At 72.2% G+C, this 19,109-nt stretch carries 22 protein-coding genes; 9 read left to right on the top strand and 13 right to left on the bottom strand.

Going from position 1 to position 19,109, the window contains the following annotated elements:
* Positions 1-2: 2 nt before the first annotated feature.
* Complete coding sequence (locus AC0KTA_RS36635; RefSeq protein WP_481052493.1) at positions 3-1,163, top strand: GTP-binding protein; 1,161 nt, start codon at positions 3-5, stop codon at positions 1,161-1,163.
* Positions 1,164-1,246: 83 nt separating this feature from the next.
* Entirely contained in the window at positions 1,247-2,578 is a 1,332-nt protein-coding gene (locus AC0KTA_RS36630; protein ID WP_481052492.1) for a bifunctional folylpolyglutamate synthase/dihydrofolate synthase, read from the top strand.
* Between the two features lie 74 nt (positions 2,579-2,652).
* Here the strand turns inward: AC0KTA_RS36630 and AC0KTA_RS36625 are convergent, their stop codons facing one another.
* From AC0KTA_RS36625 to AC0KTA_RS36615, 3 genes are all read right to left on the bottom strand, one after another.
* Complete coding sequence (locus AC0KTA_RS36625) at positions 2,653-2,895, bottom strand: hypothetical protein (RefSeq protein ID WP_481052491.1); 243 nt, start codon at positions 2,893-2,895, stop codon at positions 2,653-2,655.
* A gap of 33 nt (positions 2,896-2,928) precedes the next feature.
* Positions 2,929-3,621, bottom strand: coding sequence for a TNT domain-containing protein (locus AC0KTA_RS36620; protein ID WP_481056691.1), 693 nt, complete (start codon positions 3,619-3,621; stop codon positions 2,929-2,931).
* A 159-nt stretch (positions 3,622-3,780) separates the two neighbouring features.
* Complete coding sequence (locus tag AC0KTA_RS36615; RefSeq protein WP_481052490.1) at positions 3,781-4,905, bottom strand: hypothetical protein; 1,125 nt, start codon at positions 4,903-4,905, stop codon at positions 3,781-3,783.
* Positions 4,906-5,154: 249 nt separating this feature from the next.
* Here AC0KTA_RS36615 and AC0KTA_RS36610 point away from each other — a divergent pair, with 249 nt between their 5' ends.
* Both AC0KTA_RS36610 and AC0KTA_RS36605 read left to right on the top strand, forming a co-directional pair.
* Complete coding sequence (locus AC0KTA_RS36610; RefSeq protein WP_481052489.1) at positions 5,155-6,351, top strand: lactonase family protein; 1,197 nt, start codon at positions 5,155-5,157, stop codon at positions 6,349-6,351.
* Between the two features lie 109 nt (positions 6,352-6,460).
* Positions 6,461-6,775, top strand: coding sequence for a hypothetical protein (locus AC0KTA_RS36605; protein ID WP_481052488.1), 315 nt, complete (start codon positions 6,461-6,463; stop codon positions 6,773-6,775).
* 349 nt (positions 6,776-7,124) lie between these two features.
* Here AC0KTA_RS36605 and AC0KTA_RS36600 read toward each other — a convergent pair whose 3' ends face one another.
* Both AC0KTA_RS36600 and AC0KTA_RS36595 read right to left on the bottom strand, forming a co-directional pair.
* Entirely contained in the window at positions 7,125-7,529 is a 405-nt protein-coding gene (locus AC0KTA_RS36600) for a hypothetical protein (RefSeq protein ID WP_481052487.1), read from the bottom strand.
* Positions 7,530-7,725: 196 nt separating this feature from the next.
* Positions 7,726-8,367, bottom strand: a complete 642-nt coding sequence (locus tag AC0KTA_RS36595; protein ID WP_481052486.1) for a CGNR zinc finger domain-containing protein — start codon at positions 8,365-8,367, stop codon at positions 7,726-7,728.
* A 117-nt stretch (positions 8,368-8,484) separates the two neighbouring features.
* Between AC0KTA_RS36595 and AC0KTA_RS36590 the strand changes: the two genes are divergently transcribed.
* Positions 8,485-9,594 carry a 2-dehydropantoate 2-reductase gene (locus tag AC0KTA_RS36590; protein ID WP_481052485.1) on the top strand — a complete coding sequence of 370 codons (1,110 nt, stop codon included), beginning with the start codon at positions 8,485-8,487 and terminating at the stop codon, positions 9,592-9,594.
* On the opposite strand, the gene AC0KTA_RS36585 is transcribed toward AC0KTA_RS36590, so the two are convergent.
* The 5 genes from AC0KTA_RS36585 to AC0KTA_RS36565 all read right to left on the bottom strand — a co-directional run bounded on the left by AC0KTA_RS36585 (position 9,575) and on the right by AC0KTA_RS36565 (position 13,469).
* The gene (locus AC0KTA_RS36585) at positions 9,575-10,195 is read right to left on the bottom strand and encodes an isochorismatase family protein (protein ID WP_481052484.1); all 621 of its coding nucleotides are present in this window, start codon (positions 10,193-10,195) and stop codon (positions 9,575-9,577) included. The genes AC0KTA_RS36590 and AC0KTA_RS36585 overlap by 20 nt on opposite strands.
* A 91-nt stretch (positions 10,196-10,286) precedes the next feature.
* The gene (locus AC0KTA_RS36580; protein ID WP_481052483.1) at positions 10,287-11,003 is read right to left on the bottom strand and encodes a DUF2470 domain-containing protein; all 717 of its coding nucleotides are present in this window, start codon (positions 11,001-11,003) and stop codon (positions 10,287-10,289) included.
* 188 nt (positions 11,004-11,191) lie between these two features.
* Positions 11,192-11,587, bottom strand: coding sequence for a GNAT family N-acetyltransferase (locus tag AC0KTA_RS36575; RefSeq protein ID WP_481056690.1), 396 nt, complete (start codon positions 11,585-11,587; stop codon positions 11,192-11,194).
* A 122-nt stretch (positions 11,588-11,709) separates the two neighbouring features.
* On the bottom strand, positions 11,710-12,384 hold the full coding sequence (locus AC0KTA_RS36570) for an MBL fold metallo-hydrolase (RefSeq protein ID WP_481052482.1): 675 nt from the start codon (positions 12,382-12,384) through the stop codon (positions 11,710-11,712).
* Positions 12,384-13,469: an S-(hydroxymethyl)mycothiol dehydrogenase gene (locus tag AC0KTA_RS36565; RefSeq protein ID WP_164327118.1), complete on the bottom strand. Its 1,086-nt coding sequence runs from the start codon at positions 13,467-13,469 to the stop codon at positions 12,384-12,386. The genes AC0KTA_RS36570 and AC0KTA_RS36565 overlap by 1 nt, the downstream gene beginning before the upstream one ends.
* A gap of 128 nt (positions 13,470-13,597) precedes the next feature.
* On the opposite strand from AC0KTA_RS36565, the gene AC0KTA_RS36560 reads away from it, so the two are divergent.
* Together AC0KTA_RS36560 and AC0KTA_RS36555 are read left to right on the top strand one after the other, a co-directional pair.
* Positions 13,598-14,446: an ABC transporter permease gene (locus tag AC0KTA_RS36560; protein WP_481052481.1), complete on the top strand. Its 849-nt coding sequence runs from the start codon at positions 13,598-13,600 to the stop codon at positions 14,444-14,446.
* 16 nt (positions 14,447-14,462) lie between these two features.
* Positions 14,463-14,954 carry a glutathione peroxidase gene (locus AC0KTA_RS36555; RefSeq protein ID WP_481052480.1) on the top strand — a complete coding sequence of 164 codons (492 nt, stop codon included), beginning with the start codon at positions 14,463-14,465 and terminating at the stop codon, positions 14,952-14,954.
* 134 nt (positions 14,955-15,088) lie between these two features.
* On the opposite strand, the gene AC0KTA_RS36550 is transcribed toward AC0KTA_RS36555, so the two are convergent.
* On the bottom strand, positions 15,089-15,730 hold the full coding sequence (locus AC0KTA_RS36550) for a GNAT family N-acetyltransferase (protein ID WP_481052479.1): 642 nt from the start codon (positions 15,728-15,730) through the stop codon (positions 15,089-15,091).
* 108 nt (positions 15,731-15,838) lie between these two features.
* Between AC0KTA_RS36550 and AC0KTA_RS36545 the strand changes: the two genes are divergently transcribed.
* Positions 15,839-16,210 carry an ArsR/SmtB family transcription factor gene (locus tag AC0KTA_RS36545; protein ID WP_481052478.1) on the top strand — a complete coding sequence of 124 codons (372 nt, stop codon included), beginning with the start codon at positions 15,839-15,841 and terminating at the stop codon, positions 16,208-16,210.
* Between the two features lie 27 nt (positions 16,211-16,237).
* Here the strand turns inward: AC0KTA_RS36545 and AC0KTA_RS36540 are convergent, their stop codons facing one another.
* On the bottom strand, positions 16,238-16,831 hold the full coding sequence (locus AC0KTA_RS36540; RefSeq protein WP_481052477.1) for a helix-turn-helix domain-containing protein: 594 nt from the start codon (positions 16,829-16,831) through the stop codon (positions 16,238-16,240).
* A 37-nt stretch (positions 16,832-16,868) separates the two neighbouring features.
* Positions 16,869-17,618 (bottom strand): AraC family transcriptional regulator, encoded by a 750-nt coding sequence (locus tag AC0KTA_RS36535; RefSeq protein WP_481052476.1) that lies wholly within the window; start codon positions 17,616-17,618, stop codon positions 16,869-16,871.
* 185 nt (positions 17,619-17,803) lie between these two features.
* Here AC0KTA_RS36535 and AC0KTA_RS36530 point away from each other — a divergent pair, with 185 nt between their 5' ends.
* Positions 17,804-19,102, top strand: a complete 1,299-nt coding sequence (locus AC0KTA_RS36530; protein ID WP_481056689.1) for an MFS transporter — start codon at positions 17,804-17,806, stop codon at positions 19,100-19,102.
* Positions 19,103-19,109: the final 7 nt, after the last annotated feature.

Here is a 19,109-nt window from a genome sequence, read left to right as displayed (position 1 = left end):
CCATGACGTCCGACGACGGCCGGCTGCCGGTGACCGTCCTGTCCGGGTTTCTCGGCGCGGGCAAGACGACCCTGCTCAACCATGTCCTCGGCAACCGCGACGGCCTGCGCGTCGCGGTGATCGTGAACGACATGAGCGAGATCAACATCGACGCCGCGCTGGTGCGCGGCGGCGAGGCGGCGCTCTCGCGCACCGAGGAGCGCCTGGTCGAGATGACCAACGGCTGCATCTGCTGCACGCTCCGCGACGACCTCCTCGAGGAGGTCGACCGGCTGGCCCGTGAGGGCCGCTTCGACCATCTGCTCATCGAGTCCAGCGGCATCTCCGAACCGATGCCGGTCGCCGCGACGTTCGCCTTCCCGCGCGACGACGGCGCGACGCTCGGCGATCTCGCGCGCCTCGACACGATGGTCACCGTCGTGGACGCGGCGAACTTCCTGCCGGAACTGACCGGCGGCGACGGGCTCGTCCAGCGGGGGCTCGATCAGTACGAGGACGACGAGCGCACCGTCAGCGACCTGCTGATGGACCAGATCGAGTTCGCCGACGTCATCGTCCTGAACAAGCTCGACCTCGTGACCGCCGAGGACGCCGACCGGCTCGGAGCCACGCTCGCGCGCCTCAACCCGGCCGCCCGCGTCGTCACCGCGACGCAGGGGCGGGTGGACCTCAGGCACATTCTCGGCACCGGACTTTTCGACCTGGAGCGCGCGCAGCTCGCGCCGGGCTGGGTGCGGGAGCTGAACGGCGACCACGTGCCGGAGACCGAGGAGTACGGGATCTCCAGTACCGTCTTCCGGGCCGAACTCCCCTTCCACCCCGAGCGGTTGTGGTCGTTCGTCACCAAGGGCATGGACAGCGGCACCTATGGGCAGGTGCTGCGCTCCAAGGGGTTCTTCCGGCTCGCGAGCCGCCCGCGCGTGACCGGGCTCTGGTCGCAGGCCGGGTCGGTCGCGCGGTTCGAGCCGACCGGCGCGCACCACGCAGACGACCACGCGGACGACGACGCACACGACGACGCCGTGTGCGGCCAGGAGCTCGTGTTCATCGGCACCGGGCTGCGGACGGCGGCGCTGCGGTCGGCGCTGTCCGCGTGCCTGATGGCCGAGGGCGAGGAACTTCCGGCGCGGGACCCGTTCCCGGCCTGGGACGCCGCTTCCTGAGACCGGCCGCGCCACGGCGACTCGGTTGCGCCGCGGCGACTAGGTTACGCGGCGGCGACTCGGTTACGGCAGCATCTCCTGCCATGGACTATCAGCGAGCCCGCGATCTCACCGCCGCACGCCGGGCGGTGAGACTGCCGCTCAAGAACTATCTGCCTCCGCTGCTCACCGCCCTTGACCGGCCGGACCGAGGGCTGCGGGGCATGCTGGTCGTCGGCACCAACGGCAAGGGGTCCACCTGCGCGTTCGCGGTGTCGGGCCTGGCCGCGCTCGGGCTGCGCGTCGGCAGCATGCCGGGCCCGCCGCTCCAGGAAGCCACCGAACGCATCCGCGTGAACAACGTGCCCGCCTCGCACGCCGCGTACGCCGCCGCCTACAGCGAGGTCGACGCCGCGGCCCGGCGGCTGAGCGATCCGCTCGACGCGCCCGCCTTCCGGGCCGCCGCGGCAGCGGTGCACTACCGCAGGGTCGGCGTGGACCTGGCCGTGATGGAGGCGAGCGCCGGAGGCCGGGACACCGCCGTGAACTCCTTCGACCTCGGCGTGAAGGTCATCACGAATGTGGCCCTCGACCACACCGACCTCCTCGGCGACTCGTACGCGGAGATCGCCTGGGCCAAGGCCGGGGTGGTCCGGGACGGCGACCACGTGATCCTCGGCGAGCTGCCGCCCGAGGCGGCGTGCACGGTACGGCGGGTGCTCGCCGAGCACAGCGGTCTTACGGTGTGGCGGCTCGGCGAGGAGATCCGGGTCGCCGCGGCGTCGGCGGGTGCCACGCCGTCGGCGGACACGACCGCGCACGAAAGCCTTGTGGAGGTCGGCACTCCCCTCGGGATCCACCGCGATCTGCCCTGCCCGCTGCGCGGTGCCCACCAGCACCGCAATCTCGCCCTGGCCGTCGCCGGGATCGACGCCCTGCGCGAACGCGGCCTGGTGCCCGATTTCACCGAGCACCGACTGCGGGCCGGGCTCGCGGCCACCACGTGGCCGGGCCGCCTGGAACTGGTGCGCCCGGCCCGTCTCGACGGCTGGTCGGGGTCGGTCCTCATGGACGGGGCGCACAATCCGCACAGCGTGGCCGCCGTGCTCCCGGACATCGTGCGGATGACGGACGCGGGGCGGACCCCCGTACTCGTCTTCGCGGTGGAGGGAACCAAGGCGGCCGACGAGATGCTCGCGGAACTTCCCCCGGACTGGCCCCTGTTGCTGACGCGCACCGCGTCCCCGAAGGCCGCCGACCCGGACCACCTCGCCCGCCTCGTCGCCGGCCGCCCGCACGTCCACCGTGCGCCGGACCTGCCCGCGGCCCTGCGGCACGCGGCGCGGCTCGCCGGGCCCGGCGGCCAGATCGTGGTCATCGGCTCGCTGGCCCTGGTGGGTGAGACCCGGACCCTGCTGGGCCTCCCGCCGGGCTGACGCCGGACCAACGGCATGGGGCCGGACCATCGGCGTTCAGTCGGACCACCGGCACGCGGCCGGACCACCGGCGTTCAGGTCAGCAGGCGCAACAGCCGCGCGCACGCCTCCGCCTCGTCCCTGTCGCGGGCCAGCGGGTGATGCTGCCCCCGTTCGTACGTCCCGGTCTCCCACGCCCCGCCCTGGTCCTCGCGTTCCCTGCGCAGATACGCGAAGTCCGGGGGCATGGGGGCCGGTTCGTGGACGCCCTCGATCCAGTAGTAGCCGTCGGGCACGCCCGCCGCGCGCAGGGCGGCCAGCAGTTCGTGAACGTCCACTGTCTTGCCGGTCCTGTCGTCTTCGTCCTGCCGCTAGCCGGCGGCCGGCTCGAGGTACCCGTGCTCCAGGAGCCACTTCACGTTCAGGCGCTGCCCCTCGCCCGGGTCGAGGAACACGGGGTCGAGCTTGATCTGCTCGCCGCCGCCGGGCTGTTCGAACCAGGGGGCGATGCCGCCCTGCCAGGCGTAGAACGGCTTGGCGACCTTGTAGACGCGATAGTCGCAGGCGTACGCGGCGTCGCGGGTGTTGAGGTTCTGCGGCGGCAGCGCGCGCTCGGCGTAGGAGTCCCCGGCGGGCGCGAGGAACGAGCCGTACTCGGAGCCGAAGCGGTCGAGCAGCTCGCCCTTCTCCAGCTCCTCCGGGTGCTTGTCGACCTGGCCGTTGACCGTCTCGAAGCCGTCGTTCGGCGGGTACTTCCAGCTTCCGGTGTCGGCCGGGCCCTCCCAGTACTTCTTCAGGAAGGCGGCGGGGGTGAGCTTGCCGGTGCGCTTCCAGTTCTTCAGGAGCGGACCGACGGGCCTCTCCCACTTCTGGGGCAGCCACTTGGGGCCGAGACGGGCGTCGCCCTGGAAGGCGCCGGTGCAGGGCTCCGGCTTCGCCCCTGGTGCCGAGCTGTGCGCCGACGGGCCGGGCGGCGCGGCGCTCGCGGTGGGCGCGGCGGCCACAGCCGTCACCACCGCGGCCGTCACCCCCATCGCGGCCAGGGTCGTACGGATCCGGATCAGACGGCTGTGGTCCACTCAGTGGCTCCTCACGTCAGTGCGAGAACAAGATTCACTCGCACACGGTAGCGGAGCTGTGGCGTTCAGTGGTCAACTCTCGTGTCGGCGCGCCTCAGTTGAGTCGTCTTCGGCTGATTCCTCTTCGGCTGGTTTCTCTTCGGCTCAGTCCTCCTCGGCCTGAACGCAGTGCGGCCGGGTACGGGCCGCGTACGAGCGCGCGGCGATCAGCAGCGCCCACCCGAGCCCGCCGAAGGCGTAACCGCCGAACGCCACCATCCAGGTGATCCCCGTACTGGTGGTGAACACCCCGTCCGGCTCCGGCCGTTCCAGGACTCCGGCGGCCATGAGCGGAGCCGCCACGGTGAGCAGCGTCCCGTACAGGGCAAGGCCACCGCCCGTCAGCCAGGCCGGGATCAGGGGCAGCAGGCGCGGCACGCGGCGGCCGGAGAGCGGCAGCGTCCAGCGCGGGAACACCTGGCCCCAGCGGTGCATGAGCCCGGCCAGCAGGAAGACGCCGAGCAACGCGGCGAGCACGGTCACGTCGACGCCCACCGCCGCGAGTGGCTTGGCCGCCCCGGTCGCCTCGGACTCCATGTGGTCCTGCCACGCTTCACCGCTCACGCCGATCGCGTCACCACCGAACAGCCAGATCGTCTTCACGACGGCCCACGGCAGCAGGCCGCACATCAGGACGTACGCCGCGACGCGTGTCCGCAGCGACGCGACCGAGGCGGCCGGGTGGGCCAGCGAGCCATCCATTGCGCCAGGATGCGACTGGTTGCAGCGGGGACATCTGCCGCGCAGGCGGCGGCGGTACGACACGGCGACGAGCACGAGCAGCGCCGTGCCCGACGTGTTCAGGAGGAGATGGACCAGGCCCGTGACGCTGTCCACGCCGGCACCCGACGCCAGCGTCACAAAGGTGATCGGCAGCGCGGGGGTGCCCCAGCCCAGCGCGAGGATCAGCACGGCCAGGGCGACACCGACCGTGGTCCGTCCGGCCCGCCCGAGCGTCCTGGTGGTGGCCAGGGCGGCCCCGCCCGCAAGCAGGGCGAACAGCGCCTCGGCGAGTAGCAGCGCGACCGGATACGGCTCCTTCGGCGTCACCGGCACCCACGTGCCCGACGCTGCCCAGCCGACCTGGACCGCCGCGTAGGGCACGCTCCACACGGCGACCGCGCGCGGCGCCCACGTGGGCCGCCGCCACGGCGGCGCGGGCCGCGCGCCTGCGCGTGACGTCGGTGCGGGCGGTGCCTGTCTGGCGGCGGTGCGGGGCGGGAGCGCCACGTTGTCCTCCGGGATGCGGTTCGGTGTTCGAGGTGCAGTTGGATCCGACCCTCCCTGCAGCCCCGGCCCCGCACATCGCTCCCGCGGGCCAACCGCCTCCCCCGCATGGCGGAAGGAACTGGTCCACACGACTGATGGGGCTCGTTGCACACCGTGTAACTCATGTTGCGGTTATTGCCTGTTGAGGTGTTCGAGGGCCACTGTGTCTGCCAGATCCGACGCCACCGGCCCCCACCCCGAGGTGCAGTCATGGACAGAAGGCGGTTCATCGGTTCGACCCTCGCCGCGGCGACGACGGTCGCCTCCGGCGCGGTCACTTCCGGCGCGGCCGCCGCACCGCCGCCCGCCGGGTCACGTGGCAAAGCACCTCATGGCGCCGCGGCCGGTTCCGGTTCGGCGGCGCGTGCGCAACGGCCCTTGTTCCTGGGCACGTACACGTCCCAGCCGGGCGGCGGCACGGGCATCGGGCTTGCCACGTACGACGACGAGACCGGCGAGGTCACCGGCAGCGGCACGCTCGGCGGCGTGCCGGACCCCTCGTATCTGGCGGCGCATCCGTCCGGGCGGACGCTGTACGCCGTCAACGAGCGGGAACAGGGCGGGGTGACCGCGATCGCGCTCTCCCCCGACGGCGCCCACCGGGTGCTCGGCACGCGCTCCACGGGCGGCGCGGGCCCCTGCCATCTGTCCGTGCACCCCGGCGGCGACTGGCTGCTCAGCGCCAACTACACGTCCGGCAGCGTGGCCGTGCACCCCATCGAGGCGTCCGGCGCGCTCGGCGAGCGGACCGACCTCGTCACGCACTCCACCCCGCCGCCCGGACCCGGCCAACAGGGCCCGCACGCCCACCAGTTCCTCACCGCCCCGGACGGCCGACACGTCATCGCCGTCGACCTGGGCACCGACACCGTCTACACCTACCGGCTCGACACGGCGGCCGGGAAGCTCAGCCGCGTCTCGTACGCGACGGTGCGGCCGGGCGCCGGGCCACGCCACCTCACCTTCCACCCCTCCGGGAAGTTCGCGTATCTCGCCGACGAACTCGACAACACGGTGGTGGTCTGCGGCTACGATCCCGCGACCGGCCGCCTCACGCCCGGCGAACCGCAGCCCACAGGAACGAAGCCCGGCGTCACGAGCCACCCGGCCCAGCTCGCGGTCACCGTCGACGGACGCTTCGCCTTCCTGGCCAACCGCGGCGACAACTCCCTCACCCAGTACGCCGTCGAGCGGGACGGCGCGCGGCTGCGGCTGCTCGGCACGGTGCCGGTGGGCGGCGACTTCCCCCGCCACCTCGCGCTCTCCCCGTCGGGACGTCTGCTGTTCACCGCGAACCAGCGATCGGGTTCGGTGAGCGTCTTCCGCGTGGCCGCGGCCACAGGCGAACTCGCCCTCGCGGGCAGGCCGTTCGCGGCGCCGGTCGCGGTGTGCGCGCTGCCGCTCTAGCGGCGCGGGGGGATGGGAGAGGCAGGCCGTTGGCTGAGAACCCGTCTTCGATCCATTGATCATGCTGTCTTGCAGGGTGACTCCGCGCGTGGCACGTCGTTGCGGAGGTGTGCTGAACGAATCGCTGGACCGCGCGATTCGGGATATGGCCTCTCGTAACCGCGAGTTGCTGGGCATCGCCTTGGCGCTCGCCCCCGAGGAACTGCACGGCCGTGATGACGGCGAGGCAGTCGTCCGTGAGGAGCTTGCCCGTGATGTTGCGAAGCTCCTGGAAGACGTTGAGACCGCAGTCGTGTCCGATGAGTCGGGCAGCCTGGTGCTGGCTTTGATCAACGAGTCGAACCGGATCGCTGAGGAGTTGAGGGACCGGGTGCTGGACGATGTCGTGGCATCGAGCTCGGTGCCGGACCACTGGCTGCCGTGAGGCCTCGGCGCATCATGCTGCTTTCAGGGCTTCGCCTGGCCGTGGAAGGGCGGCCGTGGGGTGGGCGGGCTGGGGGGTGAGGCGTCGGCGGGAAGGCGCACCACCTGGGCGCGTGGAGCATCCGAGAGCTCTCCGCAAGGCGCCTGCCACACCATCGTGACTTCTGAACGTACCGAGCCAGCCGTGCGCACAGACGCCCAACGCGACGCTGGCGCAAGATCACCTGAGGATTGGGCTCTGAGGTAGTGGCCTGCTGGAGCTTGCGCTGGTGGCCGCCCAGCAGGCCGCCGTTCTCCCCTGGGCGCGGCCGCGGCGCCCAGCTCAGCGTGGAGCCTTCCAGTTCAGGCTCTCACGCGCGCCACTTGTGGTTGTCGCAGAAGCGGTCGTCACCGGTGCCTGAACCGTCGTGATCGAGACAGATGCGGAAGGTGTACTTGGTGCCGTCGGCGAGGTTGTACCGGCCGCCGTCGTCGGCGCTTCGACCGTTGCAGTTGCCGTCCCCGCGGGCTCTGATCGAGTAGCGGGTGCTTCCGTTCGGGTTGATGACGTAGCCGATCGCGCTCCAGCCGTCCGCATCAGTGTCACAGACCTTTGTCTTGTCGCCTTCGCTGTTGAAGGAGAGCTTGCCGCCTGGGTTGTCGTCGTCGGTCCACAGGTCGCCGCCGTCGGCATGTGCCCCCGTGGCCGTGGCTAAGGAGACGACGACTGCCGCCGCCATGACGCCACTGGCCTTGAGCATCCCCTTGATACGCATGAATCTCCTGCCCTTGCTGTCGATGACTCAGCGTTGGCGGGGCCACGTAGTCCATGGATCGCATCCGCCCTCGCCCTTCCAGTACTGACGAAACAGGTCGGCAAAACGTGACACGCCGCAGCCCTGCGGACGGCGGGGCCTCACGTAACCAGCCTCAGCAGCCCCGTGAGCAGGGTTCAAATACAGGTTCTGAGCCTCAGGGGGCCGACCCGGTCCTCCGGCGGGCCCGGTACTCCGCCATCTTCGCGCGCGCCCCGCACGCGTCCATCGAGCACCAGCGCCGCGCACCGGCCCGGCTCTCGTCGACGAACAGCAGGGAGCAGTCGGCGGCTGCGCATTCGCGGATGCGGTCGGCGAGAGGGCCGCCGAGGAGGTCCGCGGCGTCGCGGGCCAGCAGGCCGAGCAGGCCGAGGGTGTCGAGTGCCGGTGGCGCCGGACGGAGCACGCCGCCCGCGCCGAGGGTGAGGCCGGTGCCCGGGAGCGGGCGTGCCGCCCAGCCGTTGACCGCGTCCACGTCCGCGGGCGGCGGTGCGGCAGGGGTGCGTACCGCCGTGAACAGCCGGTACAACGCCTCGCGGAGCGCCCGAGCTTTCGTCAATTCGGCGCGGGACACAGGGATGTGATCCGTGGTCAGCTCGGCCGCGTGGAACCAGCGCGTGAGGTCGGACGGCTCCCGCAGTCGTTCCACGGGTGCGTGGGCGCGCTTGCCGAGGGTCGCGGTGAAGTTCAGCGACGGCCGGCCGCCGTGCAGGCGGAACCGCCGGTCGGCCGGGCTCGCCGTGTCGTCGGTGTGCGGGCCGCCGAGGCGTGCCTCACGGCCGGTGTGCGCCTGCGCCATGGACGTACGCTAGCAGTGTTACTGCTTTAACCAGTAACTGGATTAAGGTGGGGCGACCGGCCTGCGGACGCACGGCCGGGCTCGTCTGCGGCGAGCGGGAGCCAGGGGAGGTTCTTCGTGACGGATACCGTGCGGGACAAGGGCGGGGCGTTGAAGGGCGAAGCACCGCAGGGTGGGGCGCTGAAGGTCGCGGTGGTCGGCACCGGTGGCGTCGGCGGGTACTTCGGGGGACGCCTCGCGGAGGCCGGGCACGACGTCGGGTTCGTCGCGCGGGGCGCCCACCTGGAGGCGCTGCGGCGCGACGGCCTGACGGTGGACAGCCCGGCGGGCGACTTCACCGTCACGCCCGTGCGCGCGAGCGACGACACGCGTGACATCGGAGAGGTCGACGTCGTCCTGCTGTGCGTCAAGACCTGGCAACTGCCGCCCGCCATCGCCGCGTTGAAACCGCTGATCGGCCCCGGGACAGCGGTCGTGACGCTGCAGAACGGCGTCGAGGCGCCGGAGCAGGTGGCTCGTGAGGTCGGGCGCGACGCGGTGCTGCCCGGCACCGCGAAGATCCTGGCGCAGCTGGACGGCCCGGGCCGGGTGCGGCACGTGGGTGGTCCGGGTGCCCTGGCCTTCACCGAGTGGGACAACCGCGCCACGCCCCGCGTGGAGCGGCTCCGCGCCGCGCTCACCGATGCGGGTGTGAACGCCTCGGTGCCCGACGACATCTGGGCCGAGCTGTGGGCCAAGTTCCTGTTCGTGGTGCCCTTCGGCGGGCTCGGCACGGTGGCGGACGCCCCGTTCGGGGTGCTGCGCTCGCGGCCGGGGACGCGGCAGTTGCTGGTCGAAGGGATGACGGAGATCGAGCGGGTGGCGCGGGCCATGGACGTCCGGCTGCCGGACGACATCGTGGCCCGGACGCTCGACTTCATCGACCAGCAGCCCGCAGCGGGCACGTCGTCCCTCCAGCGCGACATCCGCGCCGGCCGCCCCTCCGAACTCGACGCGTGGAACGGTTCGGTGGTGCGCCTGGGCGAGCGCACGGGACGCCGACACCCGTCCACCGGTACTTGTACGAGGTGGCGAGCGTGTTGGCCGCGCGGTCCGGGGAGACGGGTGGCGGCGGCAAGGGCTGAGGCCGTCGCCGTACGCCCCTGTCGCGCCCTGTCGTTCCGGTGCCGGAACGACAGGGCTTCACCCGAGCGTCGGGCCGCCGCGCCTACAGCGCGACGAAGCTGACGTCGTCCACGCTCGGCACGATCTCGACCTCGTCGCCGAGCGCCCACTCCGCGACGCGCGACACGGTCGCCGCCGGAACGACGTCGCTGATGCCCGCCGCCGCCGGAATGTCGTACGTCGCGTGCGCGTCGTGCGCGATGACCACCCGGAAGCCGAGGTCCAGGGCGGTGCGCGACGTCGCGCTGACGCACATCTCCGACATGACACCGCAGACGGCGAGCGCGCCGACGCCCTCCGCCCGCAGCACGTCCTCCAGTTCGGTCTCCTCGAAGCCGTCGTCGACGGTCTTGTGGAACACCAGCTCGCCGCGCTCGGCGTCGACCGGGAAGTGCGTCTCCCAAGTGGGCGTGCCGCGTTCGTCGAGGGCGCCGTCCGGGCCGTCGTTCTGCAATTGGACGACGAGCGCGCCCGCCGCCCGCGCCTTGGCGAGGAGCTGTTCCATGCGCGGCAGCAGACGCTCCGCGTCGGGCACGGCTTCGTCGCCGACGACGAAGCCGGACTGGGTGTCGACGATGATCAGGGCCTCGACGGGTTCGACGGGCCGGGCAGGGACGGATCCGGCGGGCGTCGACTGGCTCGAGGATGCGGTGGCAGAACTCATGTGCCCCATCATCCCTGCGGGTTACCGGCGTCCCGCACCGGCCCCCGTGTCTCTACAGGGCCCAGGCGGGCCATGCCCCTTCAAGACTCCTTCAGGACTCCGGTGGAGCCGGCCGCAGCACGGGCCGCCGCAGCAGGCGGGCCTTGGTGAGCAGCGCGTGCATGCGCTCGGTGACCTGGCCCAGGTCGTCGACGGGTTCGTAGAACGGCAGGCGCACGTCGGCCTGGCTGCTGACCCGTTCCAGGCGCAGCGTCAGGCCGTGCCGGTCGATGGCGAGCGGTTTGACGGCGACGACGCCGGACAGGCTGTCCGCGGCGACGAGCCGGGTGAGCTGCTCGACCGCCTCGGGGTGGGCGTCGGCGAGGTGGGTGAGCAGCCGGCCCTCGGCGAGGGCGAGCGGGTCCGGGTCGGCGAGCGCGAACTCCTCGAGGTCGATTCCGGTGCGGCCCTGTCCGTCGTGCAGTACGGCGCAGGCCGGCTCGAACACGAGGTGGTCGCGGGTGGCCGTGAGGGTTCCGGAGAGCCAGAGCCGGGAGCGCACCCGGTCCCTGACGGGCACCGGCGCGACGTCCGCGAACTCGACGAGCGTCGACGGTTCGCCGCGCGGCGCGCAGATCAGGGCGGCGGCGAGCGCGCTGTCCTCGGGCGGGTGCAGCAGCACCGTGCCCCGCTCGCTGACGGTGTGGGCACCGACGAGGTCGTCTCTGCCGATCTCCGTGGTCACCGCGCAGGACCAGGCGGTGGCGAGCACGGAGCGGGCGCGCGCCGCCGCGGTGGGCATGGTCGTGCTGACGTGTCGGACACCCATCCTCAACCTCCATTAGGTAAGCCTTGCCTAACTTATCGGAGATCGCGAAGTGCTGCCAGCACGCGTGACCTGCGAGTTGCGTGAGGACGCGGCGTACGCCGTGACGGCGCGGCGTACACCACGGAGAAAGCCGCGGACGCCGAGGAGGGCGCCGCGACGCGACGCCCTCCGATCCGCACCCCTCGCCGTCAGGTCCAGCGATGCATCCCGATCGACTCGGGCGCCGTCGCCCGGAAGCCGAACTTCTCGTACAGGAAGCTGGCGTCGCCGTCCGCGATGAGTGAGACGTACGCCCCCTGCGGCGCGCGCCGTTCGAGTTCGTCGACCAGCGCCGCCATGATCCGCTTGCCCAGGCCGCGGCCCTGATGGGCGGGCAGGACGCACATGTCGACGATCTGGAAGACGCAGCCGCCGTCGCCCACGACGCGCCCCATTCCGACGGCCTCGCCCGCGCAGTGGACGGTCACCGCGTGCCAGGTGTTCGGCAGTCCGGCACGGGCCGCCTCCACCGTCCTGGCGCTCAGCCCGGACTCGACCCGCAGCCGGAGATAGGTCTCCACGGAGGGGATTTCCACCCGCATCATGTAATGGTCACTAATGCTGTTCACCTGCTACAGGCTAGCAGTGCGGAAAAGGCCACCCGGGGTGCACCCAGGTGGCCTTCGGGGTGTGTCACGCGTTCCTCAGGGATGTGTCACGCGTTGCGTCAGTGACCGCGCGCGATCCACTCCTCCAGGTGCGGCGCCTCCGCGCCGATCGTCGTGCTGTCGCCGTGCCCGGTGCGAACCACCGTCTCGGGCGGCAGCGTCAGGAGCCGGTCGCGGATGGAGTCCACGATCGTCGGGAAGTCGCTGAAGGAGCGGCCCGTCGCGCCGGGTCCGCCCGCGAAGAGGGTGTCCCCGGTGAAGACGGTGCCGAGCGCGGGCGCGTAGAGACTGACCGCGCCGTGGCAGTGCCCGGGGGTGTGCAGGACCCGCAACACCGTTCCGGCGACGGTCAGTTCCTGGCCGTCGGCCAGCTCGCCGTCCGGCGTCCGGTCCGGGTGGGTGAGCTTCCACAGCTCCAGGTCGGCGGGGTGCAGCAGGACGGGCGCGCCGGTGCGGTCGGCGAGCGCGGGCGCGGCGTCGACGTGGTCGTCGTGGGCGTGCGTGCACACGATCGCGACCAGGCGGCGCCCGCCCAGGGCGGCGGCGATGGCCTCGGCGTCGTGGGCGGCGTCGATGACGACGGCCTCCTGGTCGTCGCCGACGATCCAGACGTTGTTGTCGACGTCCCAGGTGCCGCCGTCGAGCGAGAACGTGCCGGAGGTGACGAGGTGGTCGACGCGCGCGCCACCCGCCGACGCGGACGTACCGGTGGGTCCGGTGGATTCGGTGGCCATCAGAAGACCACCACCGAGCGCAGCACGTCGCCGTGGTGCATCCGCTCGAAGGCCTTCTCGACCTCGTCGAGCGCGATCGTCTCGGTCACGAACGCGTCGAGATCGAGCCGCCCCTGCCGGTAGAGGTCGATGAGCATCGGGAAGTCCCGCGAGGGCAGACAGTCGCCGTACCAACTGGACTTGAGCGCGCCGCCGCGCCCGAAGACGTCGAGCAGCGGCAGGTCGATCCGCATCTCCGGCGTGGGCACGCCGACCAGGACGACGGTGCCCGCCAGGTCCCGGGCGTAGAAGGCCTGTTCGTACGTCTCCGGGCGGCCGACCGCCTCGATGACGACGTCGGCGCCGAAGCCCCCCGTCAGCTCCCGGATCGCCTCCACCGGGTCCCCGGAACGCGAGTTGACGGTGTCCGTCGCGCCGAGCCCGCGCGCGGTCTCCAGCTTCCTGTCGTCGATGTCCACCGCGATGATCTTCGCCGCTCCGGCCAGGCGGGCCCCCACGACGGCGGCGTTGCCGACGCCGCCGCAGCCGATGACGGCCACCGAATCGCCGCGCCCCACGCCACCGGTGTTGATCGCGGCGCCGAGTCCGGCCATCACCCCGCAGCCGAGCAGACCAGCCGCTGCCGGGGACGCCGCCGGGTCGACCTTGGTGCACTGCCCGGCCGCCACCAGCGTCTTCTCCGCGAACGCGCCGATGCCAAGGGCGGGCGCGAGCTCGGTGCCGTCGGCAAGGGTCATCTTCTGCTTCGCGTTGTGCGTGGCGAAGCAGTACTGCGGGCGGCCGCGCTTGCAGGCGCGGCACTGGCCGCACACGGCACGCCAGTTGAGGATCACGAAGTCGCCGGGCGCGACCTCGGTGACACCCTCGCCCACCGACTCCACGACGCCCGCCGCCTCGTGGCCGAGCAGGAACGGGAAGTCGTCGTTGATGCCGCCTTCGCGGTAGTGCAGGTCCGTGTGACAGACCCCGCACGCCTGGACTTTCACCACGGCTTCGCCCGGCCCCGGGTCCGGCACGGTGATGGTCTCGATCCGCACCGGTTCGCCCTTCGCGCGTGCGATCACGCCCCGCACTTGCTGCGCCATGACTCTCGCCCTTCTCTCGCCTGCGTACGTCTCTCGCCTGCGTACGTTCCGTCCGGCACCGCCGGCCCGAGGGGCCGCGAACACGCCGGTACGAGGAGCCTACGGCCCCCCGCGCCTAGGGTGAGAACGTGCGCGAAATCGCTGCTCAGACCCTGCTGCCCGTCAACGCGACGCTCGCCGTCGTCCTTCTGGTGCTCCTGCTCGCCGCGGCGACGACGGCCGCCGTGTTCCGGCTCTCGCCCGACGATTCGCGGGGCCGGGCGCGGGAGATCCTCGTGGCCGGGGTGCGGGCCACGGCCCAACTGGCCGCGGTGTCCCTGGTGATCGGCTGGGTGGTCCACCACACGGCGGCCCTGTTCGCCTTCCTGCTGCTGATGTTCGCCGTGGCCACCCGTACGGCGGGGCGCCGCATCACCCCGAACGGCACCTGGTGGTGGGCGGCGGTGCCCATCGCCGCGCCCGTCGTGCCGGTCGTCGCCGCCCTCACCCTGGCGGGCCTCGTCCCCGTCCACGGCATCGCGATGATCCCCGTGACCGGCATCCTCATCGGCGGCGCGCTCACGGCGACGGTCCTCGGCGGCCGCCGCGCCCTGGACGAACTGCGCACCCGCACGGGCGAGTTCGAGGCGGGCCTCGCCCTCGGCCTGCTGGCACGCGACGCCCGCCTGGAGGTGATCCGCCCCGCCGCCTCCGACGCGCTCCTGCCCGGCCTCGACCAGACCCGCACGGTCGGCCTGGTCACGCTGCCCGGCGCGTTCGTCGGCATGCTGCTCGGCGGCGCGACGCCGGTACAGGCGGGCGCGGTCCAGCTCTTCGTCCTCATCGCCCTGATGGCCGTACAGGCGGTGGCCGTCGCCGTGACCGTCGAGCTCATCGCGCACGGAAGGCTCCACCGCGACGAGCCCGCGGCCTCCGGCGACCGGTCCCATGACCCCGGTCAGAGGCCGGGAGGCGCCGCGTCCGGCCGCGCCGGCTGAGCGTACGCTCGGCCTCATGTCTGTTTACGACGCAGTAGAAATCGACAGCCTCCAGGGCGGCCCCGCCGACCTCCCCCAGTACCGGGGCAAGGCCGTCCTGATCGTCAACGTCGCCTCCAAGTGCGGGCTCACCCCGCAGTACGCGGGCCTGGAGCGCCTCCACGAGACGTACGCCGCGCGCGGCTTCACCGTCCTCGGCGTCCCCTGCAACCAGTTCATGGGCCAGGAGCCCGGCACGTCCGACGAGATCGCCGAGTTCTGCTCGGCGACGTACGGCGTGACCTTCCCGATGACGGAGAAGGTCGACGTGAACGGCGACGGACGGCACGCCCTGTACGAGCGGCTCATCACGACGGCGGACGCCGAGGGCCACAGCGGCGACATCCGCTGGAACTTCGAGAAGTTCTTGGTTTCCGGCGACGGCGAGGTCGTCGCCCGCTTCTCCCCGCGGACCGAGCCCGACTCCCCCGATGTCGTCGCCGCCATCGAGGCGAACCTCCCCGCCTGAAGACGTCTGCGCGGCGTGGGCGCACCCGTCCGCTCGGTGCGGGCGCACCCACGCTCGGGGCCCGGCCCATTTAGGCCCACGCTCAGGGCCCGGCCTCTTCAGGCCTGCCCGCCGGGCCACGCTGAGGGCCTCGCTCAGGGCCGGTAGACGCACTCCGCCAGCGGCGCGCTCAGGTGCCAGCCCAGCGTCTCGTACAGCGCACGGCCCTCGTCGGTCGCACCCAGGACACCCAGCCCCGCCCCGCGAGCCAGGGCCTCGTCGGCGAGGGTGCGCATGACGAAGCCGCCGAGGCCGCGGCGGCGGTACGCCTCCTGCGTCACGACCCGGTCCACGACGGTCGCGTGCCCCAGGACGGCCATCTGCCCCTGGGCCGCGAGCTCGCCCGCCCCGTCGTGCACCCGCACGAAGGTGACGCCGTCGTTCATCTCGACGGACGCCGTGTAGCCGTCGGGCACCACCGGCTCCGTGGGCCGGAGATCGACGGCCATCAGGTGGCCCGACTCCTCCTTGTCGACCACCCAGCCCTCGGGAAGCCACGGTTCCGCGTCGTGCGGTTCCGCGGGGAACTTGAGCCAGGTGTACGGCGCCTCGACCGAGGCGGCCGCCGCGCGCACCGCGGCCGCGCTCGGCTCGGGCAGCACATGGCGGCCCACTTCCTTGGGGTGGTCCACTTCCACATCCACGTACAGCCCCCAAGGCAGCTCCGTCGGCCGGGGCGTCCGCCGTGACACGGCCCAGCCCGCCACCCAGGTCCTGACCAGTTCCGCGACGTCCATGAGTCCCTCCCAAGAATCGCGTGCGTTAAATTGCACGATAGTCCAGAATATTGTTCATGGCGAGAGGGGAAGCTTGCCTGCCGCTTCGATGGATGTCAATATTGGCGTATGCCGAAGTCGAGCGTGGTAGAGCTACCGGTCCTCAATGACAATGACTCCGTGGCGCCGTGCTGCCCGCCGCTGACCGAGCGGCCGTTCACGGCCGAGGAGGCCGAGCGGACCGCGAAGATGTTCAAGGCACTCGGCGACCCGGTCAGGCTGCGGCTGTTCTCGCTGATCGCCTCGCACGAGGGCGGCGAGGCGTGCGTGTGCGACATCTCCGATGTGGGCGTCTCACAGCCGACGGTCTCCCACCACCTGAAGAAGCTCAAGGAGGCCGGGCTGCTCAGCTCCGAGCGGCGCGGGACCTGGGTGTACTACCGGGTCGAGCCGTCCGTCCTGGCCGCGATGGGGCAGTTGCTGACCACCGCCGCACGCTGATCCGCCCCGCGGCAGGCAGGCGAGGCCTCAGTAGAGGCTGGAGAACAGCACGACCACCATCTGGGCCGGTTCCTCGCCGTCGTTGCGGAAGGTGTGCGGATGTCCGGCCGACCACTGGATGCAGTCCCCGGCGCGCAGTTCGTGGTCCACGCCGTTGTAGCGGGCGACGAGGGTGCCCCTGGTGACCATGACGAGGTCGGTGCCCTCGTGCTGGAGGTCCTCGGTGAGGCCGTGGCCGGGCTGGAAGTCGCCCGTGACGACCTGGTATCCGAGCTCCGGCGAGCGCAGCACGCGGTAGACCACGCCGGGGGCCCGGTTCAGCGTCTCCTGTTCCTCCCTCGGGAAGACCGAGGGGGTGGCCCGGCCCCGGGAGAAGCCGAGGAACGAGCCGACGTCGTGGTCGAAGACCTTCGCGAGCCGGCCGAGCCGCTCCAGCGCGATGTCGGTCTCGCCGCGCTCCAGGGAGGCCAGGAAGGACACCGAGAGCCCGCACTCCGCGGCGACCTGACGCAGCGACATGCCCCGCTGCGTACGCAGCCGGTGCAGCACCTCGCCGGGCGGTGGGAAGCCCAGCTCCGGATCCCGCGCGGAGGGACGGGTCGAGGGGTCCGGAGCAGCCATGACGGCATCCTAAGCAGCTGCGGCGCCGGCCCACGGGTCAGGGGCGGCGGTTGTGGGTGCCGGGCGTGTAGCCGAAGGAGCGGCGGAAGACGTCGATGAACGCGCTCGTCGACGACCAGCCGCAGCGGTGGGCGACGGTGGTCACGGGCGTACCGTCCGCGAGCATCCGCAGGGCGTGGTAGAGGCGCGACTGGGTGCGCCACTGCGGGAAGGTCATGCCCAGTTCGGAGCGGAAGAGGCGGCTGAGGGTGCGTTCGCCGACCCCGGTCGCGGCCCCCAGGGCGGCGAGCGTGCGGGGGTCTTCGGGCTGGTCGTGGACGAGCGCACAGACGGCCGCGAGGCGGGGGTCGGCCGGGGTGGGCAGTTGCATGGGCTGTTGGGGCGAGGCGCGGAGCTGGTCGAGCAGGACCGCGCGCAGCCGGCGGCGTCGGGGGCCGGTGTCGGCGGGGACGCGGGTGTACTCGACGATCAGCTCGCGCAGCAGCGGGCTGACCGACAGGACGGTGGGGGCGTCCAGGCCGAGCGGGTTCTCGTCCGGGGGCAGGCCGACGAAGTACGCGTTCAGACGGCCGTGGGCGCGATGGGCGTGGACGGTGCCCGCGGGGACCCAGATGGCGCGGGTGCCGGGTGCGAACCACGTACCGGCCTCGGTGGTGACGGCGACGACCCCGGACCCGGGCAGCACGATCTGGTGGTCGTCGTGCCGGTGGGCGTCGATGCGCTCCCCGGCGGCGAGGGTGCGGACGTGGGTGGGGGCCTTGGGGGTGTGGCGGACGGCTTCCGGCATGGGGCGTACCACCTCGGCACCTGGCGGGTAATCGATACAAGCTGGCACTTTATCGGAAGCCCGACACCGGGTGACATCGCGACGATCAACGGGTGCCCAGAGACAAGACCAACAACAGAGACAACAGAGACAACAGAGACCGGACCAACAGCCAAGACAAGACCGGCAACAAGCCCCTCGCCCTGATGTCCTTCGGCCACGCCTGCGTGGACGTCTACCAGGGAGCCGTCGCCGCCCTCGTACCGTTCTTCGTGGCCGAGCGCGCCTACTCCTACGCGGCCGCCTCCGGCATCGTCCTCGCCGCGTCCCTCCTTTCGTCCGTGGTGCAGCCACTGTTCGGGGCGCTCACCGACAAGTGGGCGATGCCGTGGCTGCTGCCGGTGAGCGCACTCGTGGGCGGCGCCGGTGTCGCGCTCAGCGGCGTCGGCGACTCCTACGCCCTGACCCTGGCGGTCGTCGCCGTCTCCGGGATCGGCGTCGCCGCGTACCACCCCGAGGCCGCCCGCGTGGCGCGCGTCGCCAGCCGTGGCAGCCACACCGCGATGGGGTGGTTCTCGCTGGGCGGCAACATCGGCTTCGCGACGGCACCGTTGCTGGTGGCCGCCGTCGTCGCCACGGGTGGCCTGGGCGCGTCCCCGCTGCTCGTCGTGCCCGCCCTCGCGGGCGCGGTGCTGTGCGCGGCGGCGCTGCGGGCGCTGCGCGCACCTGGGGCCGCGACGGCGGCGACGCGCGGCGGGGATGCCGCCGGCTGTGACGACTGGCCGTCCTTCCTCCGGCTCTCCGGTGCCGTGGTGTGCCGCTCGATCGTCTTCGTCGGCCTGAGCGCGTTCATTGCGCTGTACGTACGCGAGCGCACCCACGGAAGCGAGTTCTCCGGTACGGCGGCGCTGTTCGTGCTCTACCTCGGCGGCGCGGTGGGCACGGTGGCCGGGGGACGGCTCGCCACCCGGCACAGCCGCGTCACGGTGGTCCGGTGGTCGTACGCGCTGAGCGTGCTCGCGGTCGCCGGGGTCGTCCTCGTCCCGGGTCCCGCGCTCTACGTATTCGTCGCGCTCACGTCCGCGGGTCTGTACGTGCCCTTCTCCCTGCACGTCACGCTCGGCCAGGACTATCTGCCGCGACGCGTGGGCACGGCCAGCGGCGTCACGCTCGGCCTGACCGTCAGCGTCGGCGGCGTCGCCAGCCCCCTCATCGGCGCCCTCGCCGACGCGACCTCCCTCCAGATCGCCCTCGCACCGCTGATCGCCCTGCCCGCCGTCGGCTGGCTCCTGCTGCGCCCGCTGCGCGAGCCGGCCATGCCGGAAGCGACGCCCGACCCGCCGCCCACCGCGAGCCCTGTCCAGCCGCCCACTCGCGGCAAGGTGGCCGCCCGCACCCCTGGCGAGGCGGCCGCCCGCTCGGCGCCCGAGCTCCCTTGTTACGATCTCTCGGCGCGCGCACACCCCGCGCCCGCCACCGACTGCCGCTCCGACGAGGGAGGTTGATGAATAT

It is taken from the genome of Streptomyces sp. Y309 (assembly GCF_056712025.1).
Note: the sequence above shows the minus strand (reverse complement) of the source record. Positions and strands in the feature narration are given on the sequence as shown.